Annotated in this window: 15 protein-coding genes; 3 read left to right on the forward strand and 12 right to left on the reverse strand. The window is 69.5% G+C overall.

The features are described 5' to 3' along the window. Positions 1–15: 15 nt before the first annotated feature. From ACFOY2_RS45350 to ACFOY2_RS45365, 4 genes are all read right to left on the reverse strand, one after another. Complete coding sequence (locus ACFOY2_RS45350) at positions 16–438, reverse strand: protease inhibitor I42 family protein (protein ID WP_379534408.1); 423 nt, start codon at positions 436–438, stop codon at positions 16–18. A 36-nt stretch (positions 439–474) separates the two neighbouring features. Beyond that, the gene (locus ACFOY2_RS45355) at positions 475–1,008 is read right to left on the reverse strand and encodes a DUF3618 domain-containing protein (RefSeq protein ID WP_379534349.1); all 534 of its coding nucleotides are present in this window, start codon (positions 1,006–1,008) and stop codon (positions 475–477) included. Then, positions 1,005–1,385 carry a phage holin family protein gene (locus ACFOY2_RS45360; protein ID WP_379534350.1) on the reverse strand — a complete coding sequence of 127 codons (381 nt, stop codon included), beginning with the start codon at positions 1,383–1,385 and terminating at the stop codon, positions 1,005–1,007. Before ACFOY2_RS45360 ends, ACFOY2_RS45355 begins: the two co-directional genes overlap by 4 nt. Before the next feature lie 61 nt (positions 1,386–1,446). Next, positions 1,447–1,614, reverse strand: a complete 168-nt coding sequence (locus ACFOY2_RS45365) for a hypothetical protein (RefSeq protein WP_379534351.1) — start codon at positions 1,612–1,614, stop codon at positions 1,447–1,449. A 91-nt stretch (positions 1,615–1,705) separates the two neighbouring features. Between ACFOY2_RS45365 and ACFOY2_RS45370 the strand changes: the two genes are divergently transcribed. After that, positions 1,706–4,615 carry a DEAD/DEAH box helicase gene (locus ACFOY2_RS45370; protein ID WP_379534352.1) on the forward strand — a complete coding sequence of 970 codons (2,910 nt, stop codon included), beginning with the start codon at positions 1,706–1,708 and terminating at the stop codon, positions 4,613–4,615. A 2-nt stretch (positions 4,616–4,617) separates the two neighbouring features. Next, positions 4,618–5,373 (forward strand): SWIM zinc finger family protein, encoded by a 756-nt coding sequence (locus ACFOY2_RS45375; RefSeq protein WP_379534353.1) that lies wholly within the window; start codon positions 4,618–4,620, stop codon positions 5,371–5,373. Positions 5,374–5,391: 18 nt separating this feature from the next. Here ACFOY2_RS45375 and ACFOY2_RS45380 read toward each other — a convergent pair whose 3' ends face one another. From ACFOY2_RS45380 to ctaD, 7 genes are all read right to left on the reverse strand, one after another. Further along, entirely contained in the window at positions 5,392–6,330 is a 939-nt protein-coding gene (locus ACFOY2_RS45380) for a diacylglycerol/lipid kinase family protein (protein ID WP_379534354.1), read from the reverse strand. 89 nt (positions 6,331–6,419) lie between these two features. After that, entirely contained in the window at positions 6,420–9,131 is a 2,712-nt protein-coding gene (locus ACFOY2_RS45385; RefSeq protein ID WP_379534355.1) for an immune inhibitor A domain-containing protein, read from the reverse strand. A gap of 157 nt (positions 9,132–9,288) precedes the next feature. Then, entirely contained in the window at positions 9,289–9,630 is a 342-nt protein-coding gene (gene frdD / locus ACFOY2_RS45390; protein ID WP_379534356.1) for a fumarate reductase subunit FrdD, read from the reverse strand. Then, positions 9,627–10,010 (reverse strand): hypothetical protein, encoded by a 384-nt coding sequence (locus ACFOY2_RS45395; protein ID WP_379534357.1) that lies wholly within the window; start codon positions 10,008–10,010, stop codon positions 9,627–9,629. Before ACFOY2_RS45395 ends, frdD begins: the two co-directional genes overlap by 4 nt. Next, complete coding sequence (gene sdhB / locus ACFOY2_RS45400; RefSeq protein WP_379534358.1) at positions 10,007–10,777, reverse strand: succinate dehydrogenase iron-sulfur subunit; 771 nt, start codon at positions 10,775–10,777, stop codon at positions 10,007–10,009. The genes ACFOY2_RS45395 and sdhB overlap by 4 nt, the downstream gene beginning before the upstream one ends. Before the next feature lie 17 nt (positions 10,778–10,794). Beyond that, positions 10,795–12,528, reverse strand: coding sequence for a fumarate reductase (quinol) flavoprotein subunit (gene frdA, locus ACFOY2_RS45405; RefSeq protein WP_379534359.1), 1,734 nt, complete (start codon positions 12,526–12,528; stop codon positions 10,795–10,797). A gap of 74 nt (positions 12,529–12,602) precedes the next feature. Beyond that, positions 12,603–14,255 (reverse strand): aa3-type cytochrome oxidase subunit I, encoded by a 1,653-nt coding sequence (ctaD, locus tag ACFOY2_RS45410; protein ID WP_379534360.1) that lies wholly within the window; start codon positions 14,253–14,255, stop codon positions 12,603–12,605. A 197-nt stretch (positions 14,256–14,452) separates the two neighbouring features. Between ctaD and ACFOY2_RS45415 the strand changes: the two genes are divergently transcribed. Then, positions 14,453–15,658, forward strand: coding sequence for an aminotransferase class I/II-fold pyridoxal phosphate-dependent enzyme (locus ACFOY2_RS45415; RefSeq protein ID WP_379534361.1), 1,206 nt, complete (start codon positions 14,453–14,455; stop codon positions 15,656–15,658). Positions 15,659–15,671: 13 nt separating this feature from the next. Here the strand turns inward: ACFOY2_RS45415 and ACFOY2_RS45420 are convergent, their stop codons facing one another. After that, complete coding sequence (locus ACFOY2_RS45420; RefSeq protein WP_379534362.1) at positions 15,672–16,184, reverse strand: hypothetical protein; 513 nt, start codon at positions 16,182–16,184, stop codon at positions 15,672–15,674. Positions 16,185–16,254 lie beyond the last annotated feature (70 nt).

Raw genomic sequence — 16,254 nt, forward strand, 5'->3', positions numbered from 1 at the left:
CGGGATCGGCTCGGCTCATTTGACCGTGAGCGTGAAGACCGCCTCGCCGGACTCGCGCCGGCTCTCGTCGGTGGCCGGCGTCCTGTCCTGCCCGCAGCGCCAGCAGTTGAACAGCCTGACCTCCGTCGTGCCCGGCCGCTTGCTGTTGAAGACGAAGTACGCCGTGCCGCCGGCGCCGGTTCCCTCGCCGTCACTCTTGTGCTCCTCGCTGATGTACGAGGCCACCTTCGTGTCGGGGACGGCGACGAGCTCCCAGTTGTCGCCCACCGACGGGTTGTCGGGGACCGCCAGCGAGAACCGCTGGCCCGGGCGCAGTTCGACCGGCACGGTCGTACCCTTCGCGCCCTTGATCACCTTGCCGTAGTCGCTCACCGCTGACCCGCCGCCACACCCCGCCACCAGGAGGGCCAGCAGGGCGACGGCGGCCGTTCGACGCATCACTCCCGCAGGTTATCGACCTTCGCCGGGGGACGCTCACTTAGCCGTCTTGAAACGTCTGCCTGTCCTGAATCGCGTTTTGCGGTGTGTATCCGTCTTGCGGAGTCGCACCTGGCGCAGCGCCACGAAGGCGAGCACGGCGCCCGCGCCCAGAACGAGCAGCAGCACCGGCCGCTTCCTGGCGGTCTCGGCCACCCGGTGCCCGGCCGTCTCCGCCGCGTGGACCGCCCTGGCCTTGACGTCGGCCTTCTCGGCCAGCGCGCTGACGGTCTCGCCGAGTTCTCTGCGGGTCTGCCTGATCTCCTGGCGCAGGTCGTCCTCCCTCGCCCGCTCCTGCGCGCGCCACTGACGCTGCACGGCCTCGGTCCGCTCAGCCGGAACGGGAGGTTCGGGGGCGAAGGTCTCGTGTGCCCGACGGGCCGCCTCCGCCCTGCGTGCGTTGTCGGCCGCGCCAGGCCGGGTCGGGGGAACGTTGATGGAATCGCCCTCTGTCGGCGTACCCACGGTCGTTCTGCGCGCGCCGACGTCTCCGGCGTGCATCTCGCTGAATCCGGGGTTGGTCTCGCTCATCGTCGTGCCTTCTCCTTGACCATGTCGATGTCGGCCTTGACGCTCGCGATGGTCTCCGCAGGGACGGGCGGGCCGACCCGTTTCACCTGGCTTTTACCGGTCAGGCCGAGCAGGGCGGCCATGACGAACAGGAGCCCCGCCACGATGGCGGCGGCCGCCCATCCGGGCAGGACCAGGGCGAGGAGCAGGATGACGGTGGCCACGAGGGCGCCACCGCCGAAGAACGCGGCCATTCCCGCCGCGCCGAACAGGCCCGCGCCGAACCCCGCGTGTTTGCCCTTTTCCACCAGCTCCAGCCGCGCCAGGCGGAATTCGTCCTTGACGAGCCTGGAGACCTGGTCGGAGAGATCGCTGACCAGTTTGTGGGTCTCGTTCACGGCGTTCGCCTCCCTCCGCTGAGGATGGCGTCTACCCAGGCAAACGGCCTTCTATCACGCGCTAGCGGCGCTTGGCGGCCTTGAGCAGGAAGCCGAGCGCGGACACGACGGGGTCCTTCTGCCTCTCACACCAGTTGTCCGGCTGCTTCGGCTTACTCCACGGGGAGGGCAGCTCGCACGACGGAGCCTGCGGCTTCGGCCGCTCACACCACGATCCGGGAGGATTCATACCAACACTCTACAACTTCAGGTGTCGCTTATATAAGCTCTCCCGCATTGCGACGGGCCTGATCAACGGTTCGGGGCGGTAACCTGCCGTGGTGCTGGCACACGGGGTTTGGGCGGTCGACGGGCTCGCCTTCTGGGCGGAGACCACCGCGCCCTCACCGCGGACGGGCGGTGCCGCCAGGAAGAGCGGTGGGCCGAGGGCGCATCCGCAGGCCGTGCCCGTGACCGGGCTCGCCGCCGGGCTCGGGCTGGACGAGCCGCCCACTCGGACGCTGGAGCTGCTGCTTCCCGGGTCGGCCGAGGAGCCGCTGCCCTCGCCGGAGACCGGGCGGCTGCCGGAGACGACCCGGCCCCGGCTGCGTCTGTGGCAGGTCCCCGCCGTCGTCCCACCGGCCGCCGAGGCGCTGCGCGTCCTGGACGAGCACGCCGGCACCGCCACCATGCGCCACTGGGCCGCCGTCGCCGACTTCGCCCGCGACCTGGTGCGACGCGGCCGTGTCCTCCCCCACCTCATCCGCACCCCTGATGCCCCCACGCCCACCGATGATTCGATGGCCGTGTGGCGGCCGGTGCTGACGGGGGCGGACGCCGGGTACTTCAGGGAGCTGGCCCTGGCCATGCCGCCCGCCTGCCGCACCTCCGCCGTCGAGCGCCCGTCCTCGGACGTCCTCGTCGCGGCCCTGGAGGCGTTCACCGACGCGCTGGTCCGGCAGCGCCTCACCGAACCTCTGGTCGTTACCCCCAGAACCCCTCAGGACCGCTGGCTGGCCGCGCTGACCGGTCCGGAGGCCGCCTGCCCCGACGTCCCCGGCCTCCGCCGCGACCTGGAGGGCTGGCATCACGCGGTGGCCACGTCCGAGGGCGCCACGCGCGTGTGCTTCCGCCTCATCGAACCGGCCGACTCCGCCGACTGGCGGGTGGAGCTGGCGTTGCAGGCCGCCGACGACCCCAGCCTCTACGTCCCGGCCGCCAGGGTGTGGCGGGGCGAGCCGACCCTGCCGGGCAGGCCGGAGCATGATCTGCTGGCCGGGCTGGGCCGCGCCGTCCGGTTGTATCCGGAGCTGGAGCGGGCGCTGCGCGTGCCGGAACCGGCCGAGCTGCCCCTGGACACGCCGGGCGCGTTCGCGTTCCTGCGGCAGGCGGCGCCGCTGCTGCAGGCGGCCGGGTTCGGGGTGCAGCTCCCGCGCTGGGCCGGCCGGACGAAGCTGGGGCTGAAGCTGACCACCAGGTCCAAGGCGCAGACGGCGGCGGTGGCCCAGGGGTTCGGGATGCGGGAGCTGGTCGACTTCCGCATCGACCTGGCGGTGGGCGACGAGACGATCAGCGAGGCGGAGCTGGCCGAGCTGGCCAGGCTCAAGGTGCCGCTGGTCAGGGTGCGCGGCCAGTGGGTGGAGCTGGACGAGCGGCAGCTCAAGGCGGCGCTGCGGGCCGTGGAGGGCAGCCGTGCGGGCGAGGCGTCGGCCGCCGACCTGCTGCGTCACGTCGTCCAGGGCGATGACGAGCTGCCGCTGCTGGAGGTCGACGCCGACGGCGTGCTCGGCGACCTGCTGTCCGGCCAGGCCGAGCGGCGGCTGCGGCCGATCGCGACCCCGGCGGGGCTGGAGGCGACGCTCAGGCCGTACCAGGAGCGCGGTCTGGCGTGGCTGAGCTTCCTGTCGGAGCTGGGCCTGGGTGGGGTGCTGGCCGACGACATGGGGCTGGGCAAGACGATCACCACGCTGGCCCTGCTCGTCCACGAGGGGGCCGGCGCGCCGACGCTGCTGGTGTGCCCGATGTCGCTGATCGGCAACTGGCAGCGCGAGGCGGCCAGGTTCGCGCCGGGGCTGCGCGTCCACGTGCACCACGGCTCGGGGCGCGACGCCGGGCAGATCGGGACGGCCGACCTGGTGATCACGACGTACGGCACCGCCCAGCGCGACCTGGAGACCCTCAAGGGGCACGAGTGGCGCAGGGTCGTCTGCGACGAGGCCCAGGCGATCAAGAACAGCGGCACCCTTCAGGCCCGCGCCGTGCGCTCGATCCCGACGGGCACCAGGCTCGCCCTGACCGGCACCCCGGTCGAGAACCATCTGGCCGAGCTCTGGTCGATCATGGAGTTCGCCAATCCCGGGCTGCTGGGGCCGAGGGCGCGGTTCAGGACGCGCTTCCAGGAGCCGATCGAGGCGCAGCAGGACGAGCAGGCGGCCGCGGCGCTCAAGCGGGCCACGGGTCCGTTCATCCTGCGCCGCGTCAAGACCGACAAGTCCATCATCTCGGATCTGCCGGAGAAGCTGGAGGTCAAGGAGTGGTGCCCGCTCACCCCCGAGCAGGCCACGCTCTATCAGGCCGTCGTGGACGACATGCTGGCCAAGATCGACGACAGCGAGGGCATCGAGCGGCGCGGCCTGGTGTTGTCGGCCATGGCCAAGCTCAAGCAGGTCTGCAACCATCCGGCGCACCTGCTCAAGGACGGCTCCAGGCTGACCGGCCGGTCCGGAAAACTCACGCGGTTGGAGCAATTGTCCGAAGAAATCCTGGCAGAGGGCGAAAAAGCACTGCTTTTCACGCAGTACGCGGAATTCGGGGCCATGCTCCAGCCCTACCTCGCCCAGCGCCTCGACCGCCCGGTCCTGTGGCTGCACGGCGGCCTGCCGAAGAAGACCCGCGACCGCCTCGTCGAACGTTTCCAGACCGACGAGGAGCCGATGCTGTTCGTGCTCTCGCTCAAGGCCGCCGGCGTCGGCCTCAACCTGACGGCCGCCAACCACGTCATCCACGTCGACCGCTGGTGGAACCCGGCCGTCGAGGACCAGGCCACCGACCGCGCCTTCCGCATCGGCCAGCGCAAGAACGTCCAGGTGCGCAAGCTCATCTGCGCCGGCACCCTGGAGGAGCGCGTGGATCAGATGATCGAGCGCAAGAAGGCCCTGGCTGAACGGGTGGTCGGCACGGGCGAGGAGTGGCTGACGGACCTGTCGACCGACGAACTGCGCCAGGTGTTCGCGCTGGAAGGGGTGGGCTGAGCGTGTACGGCGGGCCGATCAGGGTGGAGGGCGGCATCAGGGCCCGCTCCCAGCGCGGCAGCATCGGGTCCACCTGGTGGTCCAGGCGCTTCATCGACATCCTCGAACGCGTCTGCGACAAGGGCAGGCTCTCGCGCGGCCGGGCGTACGCCCGCCGGGGACAGGTCCTGTCGATCGAGTTGTCCCCCGGCGAGGTCAGGGCGGCCGTCCAGGGCTCGCGGCGCGACCCGTACGAGGTCGTCATCAGGATCGAGGCGTACGCGGAGAGCCGCTGGGCGATCATCGAGGAGTCGATCGCGCGGCAGGCCGTCTACCGGGCCAAGCTGCTGGCCGGCGAGATGCCGCCCGAGATCGAAGAGTTGTTCGCCGCCCTGGGGATCGACCTGTTCCCGCGCGACCTCGACATGGACTGCTCGTGCCCCGACTGGGGTTTCCCGTGCAAACACCTGTCGGCGGTGCTCTACCTGCTGGCCGAGTCGTTCGACGACGATCCGTTCCTGGTGCTGGCCTGGCGGGGCCGTACCAGGGAGCAGCTGCTCGGGTCGCTGGCCGACGTGGCGGGCGGGCATCCGACGCGGGTCGAGGACGTGCCGTTCGCCGACCGGCTGGCCGACTTCTACGCGCCCGGTGCCACCGCCCACCGGCCGGAACGCCGCCCCACCACCGACGCCCCCGACCTCCTGCTGCGCGTCTTCCCGCCACCCGGCGACCTGGCCCGCGCGCTCACCCCGGCCTACCAGGAGCTCTCCGGCCCGTGACTGGTACGCGTGCGGGTCTCAGCGATCTTCGAAGGAGTCGGGCACCATGACGCGGACCCCGTTGGGGACGACGCGGAGCCTGATCGGCGTGCGCAGGCGCACCTCGCCGTCCACGTCGGCGGCCATCGGCGGGTCGGTTTCCAGCAGCATCTCGCGCCCCACCACGAACGGCCCGCCCGCCAGGCTGCGCCAGCGCCCGGTCGTCGCCCGCAGCAGGGTCTCGCCGAGCAGCCGCAGTTTCTTGCCCGAGCCGAGCTGGTAGGCCACCAGCATGCCGTTGTCGATGCTGATGTCCTTGGCCACCTGCCAGCCGCCGTGGAAGCGGCCGTTGGCGATGTTGAGCTGGTGGGTCAGCAGTTCGTGGCGCTCGCCCTCGACCGTGATGTACGCGCGGAACGGCCTGTGCCCGGGCAGGATGGTCAGCGCCGTCATCGGGTAGGCGGGCCGGCCCACGACGCGCTTGAGCCACGGCTTGACCTTGCCCGCCACCTCGACGGACACGCCGAAGCTGGCCAGGTTGGCGAAGGGCCGGTCGTCGGCCATGCCGAGGTCGATGTCGGCCACCTTGCCCGTCTCGAACACCTTGATCGCCCCCGCCAGGTCGAGCGGGAGGCCGAGGCTGCGGGCGAAGTTGTTGGTGGTGCCGAGCGGAAGCACGCCGAGCGCGACGTCGCGGTGGGCCACGTGGCGCACCGCGGAGGAGAGCGTGCCGTCGCCGCCGCCGACGACGAGCAGGTCGGGGTCGGTCGCCAGGGCCGTGTCGAGCAGGTCGCGCAGCCGCTTGGGGTTGTAGACCGACAGCTCGGCCAGAGGCTCGAACCCGAGGTTGTGGATCTGCTCGATCACCTCGAAGTAGTGACGGCGGCCGCGGCGGGAGCGAGTGTTCACCACCACCGCCACCCGGCGATCCCGCCGGATCGCCTCGGTGTGCTCGTCTTTGGTGCGCAGTTCGCTCATGGTCATCAATCGTAGGTGCATGAGGCGGTCGTTGAGGTCGGCCGCCGGGCCTCGAAGGCCGCCGGGGAAAACCCCGGCGGCCTCGGAGTTTACTTCTTCGGCGGGACCACCTGGACGACGGCGCCGATGTTGCCCGGCAGCGGGCTCACCAGCTTGAACTGCACGCCCAGAGCCTTGCCCTCGTCACCGGGGTTGCCGGTGCCGAGCACGGAGCCGGCGACGACCTGACCGTACCTCTGGGAGGCCGGAGTGCCGTCCTTGTTCACCACGCGGGTGCTGTAGGCCTGGTCGCCCTTCGACGGGACGACCGTCGAGGCGTCGAAGTCGCGGTAGTACAGCGCGCCGTCGATCTCCTCGATGCCCGGGACCCAGGTCTTGGCGTCGGTGAAGGCCGAGACGCCCTTCTGCGCGGGGAAGTCCGTGCAGTACTCGCTGAACGGCTCGTCCGCCGCCTCCAGGCACTCCTTGAACGGGTACGTCTTGCCGAACCCGAACGCCGCGTTCGAGCTCTGGACGCGTCCCTGGAGGTTCTTGTTGAGCTGCGGGTCCTTCGCGGCCGCCGTGCCGGTGCGGCGCAGCGGGTCGAAGTGCGAGTCGACGACCAGCAGGCTGCCCTTGGCCCCGAGGCTCGGCTGGGCCGTCAGGCCGTCGCGCACCGAGTTGTTGATGAACGTCGAGTCGCGGTACCACACGAGCAGACCGGGCGCGTTGTACTTGATCTTCTCGACCTTCCACGCCTCGTCGCGGGAGTAGGTGGTGTCGTAGGTGTACTGCAGGCCCTTGTCGAAGCCGTCGAAGTTACGCCACTCGGCCAGGTAGAAGCGCTGGAGCTCGCGCTCGCCGTTGTTGCGGGTCCAGCCCTGGCCGCTGGTGTTGGTGAAGGTGCCGCCGGTGGCCTTCCAGCCGTTGTCGCCGCCCTCGACGTCGTCGCTCCACACGGTGGTCGTGCCGTTGGTGAGCGCGAAGTCGTCCACGTGCCAGCCGCGCATCTGGAAGGCGGCGTCGGTGTTGTAGGCCAGGCGCAGCTTGATCGTCTGCCCGGCGAACGGGGTCAGGTTGACGTAGTCGTGGCGCCAGGCGCCGCCGGTGTCGCCGGTCAGGCCGTACTTCTTGTTGCCGAAGGCCTTGAGGTTCTTGTTCGGGTCCGGGTAGTCGTCAGCCGTGCTGACCTCGTTGCCGGACTCGTCGTAGACCTTCTGCTGTGTCCACGTCTCGCCGCCGTCGGTCGAGACCTCGACGAAGCCGAAGTCCCAGTCGGGCTCGATCTCGTAGTTGTTCCACATCCACAGCTTGAGGTCGGTCCCGGCGGGGACGGGCAGGTCGCGGGTGAGCGACACGTTGCCCCAGTCCTGGTCCAGGCCGGTCCACCAGGCGTTCGCGCCGCTGTGCACGTCGATCATCTTCAGTGGCGTGGAGGCCAGGTTGACGCGGACGCCGTCCTGGGTGAGCTTGGGTGTTCGCGACGACTGGCCGACCGTGACGAGCTTGGAGGCGTCACCGGGGTTGAACGTCTTGGGGTTGGCCCAGCCGAGCACCCACTTGTCCCACAGGCCCATGTGGGTCGGCATGGACTGGAAGATCGGGCCCGAGTGGGAGCCGCTGGACATCAGGTCCCAGAAGTCCACGGCGGAGCTGGCCGCGCCCGAGGTGTCGTACAGGTCGGGCAGGCCGAGGTCGTGGCCGTACTCGTGGGCGAAGACGCCGACGCCGGAGTCCTCGGGCTGCACGATGTAGTTGGAGATCTTCTTGTCGGTGCCGGGGATCTTGTAGCCGCCGGCGACCGCGCTGGAGTGCGCCCAGATGGCGTAGGTGCCCTCGGCGCCGCCGCCGGAGGACTTGTCCTTGCCGGCGTGCACGAGCACCAAGTGATCGATGACGCCGTCGGGCTCGTTGAAGTTGCCGTCGCCGTCGGCGTCGGAGATGTCCTCCTGGTCGTACTCGGCCCACGGGAAGTCGGGCTGCGCCTGGGCCAGGGCGTTGACCGTGTCGATGGCGAGCTGCTGGGCGCCGAGCTGGTTGTCGGGGTGGCCCGACATGTCCTGGGGCGCCTGGCCGCAGGCCGCGGCGCCGTACCAGGCCTCGGAGTGCGGGACCTTGATCCAGCCGACGGCCGAGCCGGTGACCGAGTAGGCGCCCTTCGACATCTCCTCGTACATCTTCTTCATCGTCATGCCGGAGATGTCGATGCCGGCCTTGCCGTCGCGCGGGTCCTTCAGGTCAGGACGGACGCGCTCGGTGATGCCCTTGTCGGTGTAGAGCATCTTGTTGAAGTGCTCGGGGCTGAAGTCCTTGACCCAGAAGGAGTTGTTGTCCTTCTGCTTCAGCGTGGCCGGGTCGGGGATCTTGTTGTGCAGCGGGCCGTTCATCCGGGTGCCCGGCGGCTCCACCACGCAGTCGTCGGGGGCGCCGTCGGTCGAGCGCAGCCGGTTGAAGCCGGAGAAGTCGTCGTCGGCCTGGTCGTTGAACTCGACCAGCACCGTCAGGAGCTTGGCCTTCTGGGTCTGCTTGGTCTTCTTGAAGATCCATTCAGCGGGGTTGCGGCCGGTCCTGATGGCCTCGTCCTCGCGGGCGGCGAGAACGCGGCCGGCCGCGGGGTTGCCGCTGGTGAACTTCCTGTCGAACTTCTCCGCAGGGCTGAGCGAGCGGGCCTTCGCGCCGTTGACCGCGGGATCGGGCAGATCCTTCTCGACCATCGGCGGGGCGTAGTTGATGTAGAAGTCCGAAGGTCCGGGCTGGTACGTCGCCTCCGACGAGGCTTGGACGGGGGCCGCGGACAGGCCGGCCGCGAGAAGGGCGACCACCGGAATCGTTGCTAACAGGCGCTTTCTGCTTGGCACCAGGTACCCTCTCTGCCCGGGATCGCCGGGCACATGGCCATGGGGGTGTTGCAAAGCGGACGTTAGAGGGTGATCAAAGCAACGTAAAGTACGTTGTTGAAACGTGATCAAACTACGACAATCAGAACACAATGATGGCCGCGACCACGCCTCCCGCGATGGCGGCCCCGTAGCAGATCACCGCGATCACGAGGTCGAACCTGGCGATGCCGAGCAGCTCCTCGCTGGTGAAGCGGATGCGGTGCGCGGCGTGGAAGAGACAGAGCACGACGACCGCGAGCAGCGCCACCCGGACGAGCACGTGGCCCAGCAGCGCGCGCAGGTGCTCGGCCGTGGGCCAGTCGACCACGCCCAGCGGCATCAGCACCCCGAACAGCAGCACGAGCACCGGCAGCAGGAACGCCGCCACCACTCCCCCACCGCTGAACAGCAGCCACAGGTACGGCTCCGGCGTCCGCTTCACGGCGACCTCAGGATGACGTAGGCGATGAGCAGGGAGACCACGATCCAGGCCGAGTGGTTGCCGCCCTGGATCATCCAGGCGGGCACCCGCCAGCCGCCCAGGCGCACGACGGTGGCCTTGGGGGCGAGATTCAGGAACGTGATCGTGTGGAAGACGGTCGCGACCAGGGCGACCACGTTGATCGCGATCATCCAGGGCTGGGCGGCCAGCGCCGCGAACTGCCGCAGGCTCCCGCCGAGCACCGCGTCGGCCAGCATCAGGACGAAGACGATCGACCAGGCCACCAGCACGCTGGTCAGCTCGCGCAGCACGAACAGGGTGTAGTGGCGGCTGCGGGCGAACCAGAGCCTGTCGCGCGGCGGGCGATAGGCGGTCGTCATCGCCTGCTCCAGGGCAGGACCGAGCGCAGGGCGGCGGTGAGCTTGTAGCGCTGGATGGCCTCGGCCGGGTCCACGTGCTTGGGGCAGACCCGGGTGCACTCGCCGACGAACGTGCAGCCCCACACGGCCTCGTCCAGGTTCAGCACGTCGAAGCGGTCGTCCATGTCGCGCGAGTCCAGGTTGTAGCGCTGGGCCAGGGCGATGGCGGCCGGGCCGAGGAAGTCGGGGTCGAGCACGTAGACGGGGCAGGCCGAGTAGCACAGCAGGCAGTTGATGCACATGCTGTACTGCTTGTAGGCGTCGAGCTGCTCGGGCGTCTGGGCGTACTCGGTGGTCAGCGGCGGCTCCTCGCCCTCCCTGACCAGCCAGGGCCGCACGGACGACAGCTTGGCCAGGAACTCGTCGATGTCCACGACCAGGTCCCTGATGACGGGGAAGCCCTTCAGCGGCTCGATCCTGACCGGGCCCCGGTCGTACTCGGTGAGAAAGGTGCCGCAGGTCAGCCGGGGCTCGCCGTTGACGGTCATGCCGCACGAGCCGCACACGCCCATCCGGCACGACCAGCGGTAGGACAGGCTGCCGTCGAGCTGGTCCTTGATGTAGTTGAGCCCGTCGAGGACCGCCCAGTCGCTGATGAGAGGCACCTCGTAGCTCTGCGTCACCGGCTCGGCGTCCTGACCCGGCCGGTAGCGCGCCACCTCCATCCTGATCGTGCCCGTGGCCGCCTCCTGGCGGATCGCCCGCGTCGTGTCGGTGTCGGCGTTCAATGGTCGCCCACCTCTTCTCAGTCGCGCCCGTAGACCCGTTCTCCTGGAGGCCAGCGGGTGATCGTCACGGGGAGCAGGCCGACGGACGGCGTCCCGTCGGGCGCGCGGTGCACCAGCGAGTGCGCCAGGTAGGCGTCGTCGTCCCTGGCCGGGAAGTCGGTGCGCTGGTGCGCGCCGCGCGACTCCTGCCTGTTGAGCGCGCAGGCCACGATCGTCTGCGCGACCTCCAGCATGGTGTGCAGCTCCTGCAGGTTGATCAGCTCGGTGTTGAACGCGGTGCTGGTGTCCTCGAAGCGCACCTCCTCGGCCCGCCGGCGCAGGTCGGCCAGCGTGTCGACGGCCTTGGCCAGCACGTCGCCCGTGCGGTAGATGCCGGCGGCGCCCTCGAGCGTGTGCTGCATCCGCTCGCGCAGGTCGGCGACGCGCTCGCCGGTCCTCCTGCCCTCGCGCACGCGCTCCAACCTCCGCCGCTCGTCCTCTCCCTGCGTGCGCACGGCCCGCGCCTGGCCTCCCGTGTGCGCGCGGGCGAACTCGGCGGCGGCCAGACCCGCCCGGCGGCCGAAGACGAGGCACTCCGGCAGCGAGTTGGAGCCGAGCCGGTTGGCGCCGTTGATGCTCACGCAGGCGCTCTCCCCGGCCGCGTACAGCCCGGCGATGGGGGTCGCGCCGTCGATGTCGGTGTGGACGCCGCCCATCATGTAGTGCACGACCGGGCGCACCGGGATGAGGTCGGCGGCCGGATCGAGGTTCTGGTAGCTGCGGCACAGCTCGCGTACGAAGGGGATGCGGGCCTCGATCTTGTCCTCGCCCAGGTGGCGCAGGTCCAGGTAGACGACGGGCCCGTACGGGGTGTCCACGGTGCGGCCCTTGCTCTGCTCGTGCACGAACGCCTGGGAGAGCCGGTCGCGCGGCCCCAGCTCCATGCTGCGCAGCTTCGGCGTCGGCGTGGGCGTGCCGAGGTCGTAGTCCTGCAGGTAGCGGTAGCCGTCCTTGTTGATCAGCCAGCCGCCCTCGGCCCTGGCCGCCTCGGTGATGAGGATGCCGGTGAACGGCAGGCCCGTCGGGTGGTACTGGACGAACTCCATGTCCTTCAGCGGCGCGCCCTCGCGGTAGGCCAGGGCCATGCCGTCGCCGGTCTTGATGGCGGCGTTCGTGGTGAAGGGAAAGACGCGGCCGCAGCCGCCGGTGGCCAGGACGACGGTCCTGGCGGGGATGGTCTCGACGCGGCCGGTCCTGATCTCGACGGCCACGACGCCGTGGACGCGGCCGTCGTCCACGACGAGCTTGGTGACGTACCACTCGTCGTAGCGGATGACGTCCTGGTACTTCAGCGTCGTCTGGAAGAGCGTGTGCAGCAGGTGGAAGCCGGTCTTGTCGGCCGCGTACCAGGTGCGCATCTTCTTCATGCCGCCGAACGGGCGCACGGCGACGCGCCCGTCGCTCTCGCGGCTCCACGGGCAGCCCCAGTGCTCGAGCTGGATCAGCTCCCGCGGGGCCTCGTTCACGAACGCCTCGACCGCGTCCTGGTCGCACAGCCAGTCGCCGCCGGAGATCGTGTCGTAGCAGTGCTCGTCGAGCGTGTCGCCGATGCCGATCACCGCGGCGGCGCCGCCCTCGGCGGAGACCGTGTGGCTGCGCATCGGGTAGACCTTCGACACGACCGCCACCGTGAGCGAGGGGTCCCTCTCGGCGACCGCGACGGCCGCCCGCAGGCCCGCTGCGCCTCCTCCGACGATGAGCACGTCGATCATGTGCGTTCAGCTCCCGTGTCCGGGTTGTATCGGATCCTTCCCGCCGGGGGCCGTCTCAAGGCGGAGCGACATGATCAGTCGGGGGTTTCCGGCCCTCGCTCGCGGGGGTAGTGCAGGTCGAAGGCGGGCCGCTCGGAGCGGATGGGCGGCAGGCTGGTGAAGTTGTGCCGAGGGGGCGGGCAGGAGGTCGCCCACTCCAGCGAGCCGCCGAAGCCCCACGGGTCGTCGATCGTGACCTTGGGGGCGCGCTTGGAGGTCTTCCAGACGTTGTAGAGGAACGGCAGCGTCGAGGCGCCGAGCAGGAAGGCGCCCACGGACGACACCTCGTTGAGCGCGGTGAAGCCGTCGGCGGGGCTGTAGTCGGCGTACCGCCTGGGCATGCCTATCTGGCCGAGCCAGTGCTGGATGAGGAAGGTGGTGTGAAAGCCGATGAACAGCGTCCAGAAGTGCGCCTTGCCCAGCCGGTCGTCGAGCATCCTGCCGGTCATCTTCGGCCACCAGAAGTAGAAGCCGGAGAACATCGCGAACACGACCGTGCCGAAGACCACGTAGTGGAAGTGGGCGACGACGAAGTAGGTGTCGCTGATGTGGAAGTCGAGCGGCGGCGAGGCCAGGATGATGCCGGTGAGGCCGCCGAGCAGGAACGTCACCAGGAATCCGACCGCGAACAGCATCGGCGTCTCGAAACTCAGGTGCCCGCGCCACATGGTGCCGATCCAGTTGAAGAACTTCACCCCGGTCGGCACCGCGATGAGGAACGTCATGAACGAGAAGAACGGTAATAAGACCTGGCCCGTGGGGAACATGTGGTGCGCCCACACCGTCATCGACAACCCCGCGATGGCGATGGTCGCGCCGACCAGCCCCAGGTAGCCGAAGAGCGGCTTGCGGCTGAACACCGGGATCACCTCGGAGATGATCCCGAAGAACGGCAGCGCGATGATGTAGACCTCGGGGTGGCCGAAGAACCAGAACAGGTGCTGCCAGAGCATCGGCCCGCCGTTGTCGCTGAGGAAGACCTGCGTGCCGAGCTTGCGGTCCGCCTCCAGCACCAGCAGCGCCGCGGCCAGCACGGGGAAGGCCATCAGCACGAGCATGCTGGTCAGCAGCACGTTCCAGGTGAACAGCGGCATCCGGAACATCGTCATGCCGGGCGCGCGCATGCCGATGATCGTGGTGATGAAGTTGACGGCGCCGAGGATCGTGCCGAGGCCGGACAGGGCCAGCCCCATGATCCACAGGTCGCCGCCGACCTGCGGCGTGTGCACCATCGACGACAGCGGCGTGTAGGCGAACCAGCCGAAGTCGGCCGCGCCGCCCGGCGTGAAGAAGCCCGCCAGCACCATCAGCCCGCCGAACAGGAACAGCCAGTATGCCACCGCGTTCAGCCGGGGGAAGGCGACGTCGGGGGCGCCGATCTGCAGCGGCATGACCACGTTGGCGAACCCGGCGAACAGCGGCGTGGCGAACAGCAGCAGCATCACCGTGCCGTGGATGGTGAAGAGCTGGTTGTACTGCTGCTGGGTGACGATTTGCATGCCGGGTGAGGCGAGCTCGGCCCTGATGATCATCGCCATGACGCCCGCGAGGAGGAAGAACCCGAACGAGGTGATCAGGTAGAGGTAGCCGATGACCTTGTGGTCGGTCGTCGACAGCCAGGAGACGATCACACTCCCGGTGCGACGGCGCCTGACCTGCTCGAGCGAGGTCTCGCGAACAGTCGTCACGGCTGCTCCCTCCAGTGAGGAGTTAGGGCTGCCCCGATGCCTCCATTCCACGCCAACGACCGCCGCAGGGAAAGGCGTTCTTTAATATTCGCTGCGCAAAGCTTTGCGGACAGAAGATCCCACATATCGGATACTTGTCGGCTCACCGGGCGGGGTCTTCTATCCTTTCGAAGGCGAACCGAATCGGAGGAGACATCGTGACAGCTCAGCGTGACTACGCCGCCCTCGTCCAGCGGGGGCTCTCGCTCGACCTCACCAGGGGCAAGCCGTCGCCACGCCAGCTCGATCTCTCCGACGACCTGCTCAAACTGCCCGCCTCCTACCGGGCGGCCGACGGCACGGACGGGCGCAACTACGGCAACCTGCAGGGGCTGGCCGAACTGCGCGAGCTGTTCGCGCCGCTGGTTCAGGTGCCATCCGGCCAGCTCGTCGTGGGCGGCAACTCCAGCCTGGCCCTGATGCACGACACGATCGTGCACGCGCTGCTCGACGCCGTGCCCGGCGCCGCGCGCCGGTGGGTGGAGGAGCCGGAGGTGACGTTCCTGTGCCCGGTGCCGGGCTATGACCGGCATTTCACCATCTGTGAGCGGTTCGGGATCAAGATGGTGCCCGTGCCGATGAACGCCGACGGGCCCGACATGGACGTGGTCGAGCGCCTGGTGGCCGCCGACGCCGGGGTCAAGGGCATGTGGTGCGTGCCGAAGTACAGCAACCCGTCCGGGGTCACCTACAGCGAGGAGACCGTGCGGAGGCTGGCGGCGATGCCGACGGCCGCCCCCGATTTCCGGATTTTCTGGGATAACGCCTACGCGGTGCACCACCTCACCGACACCCCGGCCGAGCTGGCCGACCTGCTGGCGCTCGCCGCCGAGCACGGCAACGCCGACCGCGTGTTCGTCTACGCCTCCACCTCGAAGGTGACGCTGGCCGGGTCCGGTGTGTCGTTCTTCGGCTCCTCGCCGGCGAACGTGAAGTGGTTCCTGCACAACAGCTCCAAGCAGTCCATCGGCCCCGACAAGATCAACCAGCTCCGCCACGTGGAGTTCCTGCGTGACGGCGCGGGCGTGGCCGCGCACATGCGCCGGCACGCCGAGCTGATCGGGCCGAAGTTCGAGCTGGTCGACAAGGTGCTGACCGAGCAGCTCGGCGGGCTGGCCACCTGGACGAGCCCCCAGGGCGGCTACTTCGTCAGCCTGGAGGTGCCGCACGCCGCCGAGGTCGTGGCCAGGGCCAAGGCCGCGGGCATCGCGCTGACGCCCGCGGGCGCCACCCACCCCTATGGGAAGGACCCCGACGACCGCGTGATCAGGATCGCCCCGACCTACCCCGGTCTGGACGAGCTGGAGCAGGCCATCGAGGGCCTGGCCGTGTGCGTCCGGCTGGTGGCGGAGGAGCGGGCCTGACCTGCGGCGGCCTTCAGCGGCCTTTGCCCCTGAAGCCGAAGATGTACTCGCGCGTCTCGGTCGGGTGGAACGAGACGCCGACCCCCGGCTCGAAGGCGACGTTGTCGCGGGTGCAGTAGTAGAGGCGTTCCCAGACGGCCAGCGCCTTGGCCCTGGCGGGCGCCTCTACGTTGTCGCGCTTGCGGGCGCCGTACGAGCCGAGCACGTTCAGCAGCCCCAACCCCCAGAACAGGCCGGTCAGGCAGAACGGCGCCAGCAGCACCTCGCCCCACCTCGCGTCCTGCCCCATCGCGATCACCAGCGACACGACCAGGTGCACCAGGGCCGCCACACACAGCAGGATGTAGCCGTGGTTCCTGGTCCAGGGCGTGTAGTGCCTGCTGGGGAAGGACAACCAGACGGCGAGCTGGGTGCGGCTCATGACGTGTTTCGAGGCGCCCAGGGTCGCGGCGGTGGGCAGATCCGCGACCTCGCGCTGCCCGGGTAAGCGCACCCGGCCGATCTTGTACGTGGTCCCGGCGGCCACGGCTCCTGGGACCGCGACAATCTGGTCAGCCTCCGAACACACCGGGCACCTCACATCCACCCGCGCAGTT

This window comes from Nonomuraea purpurea (genome assembly GCF_042650645.1).
GTDB lineage: Bacteria > Actinomycetota > Actinomycetes > Streptosporangiales > Streptosporangiaceae > Nonomuraea > Nonomuraea purpurea.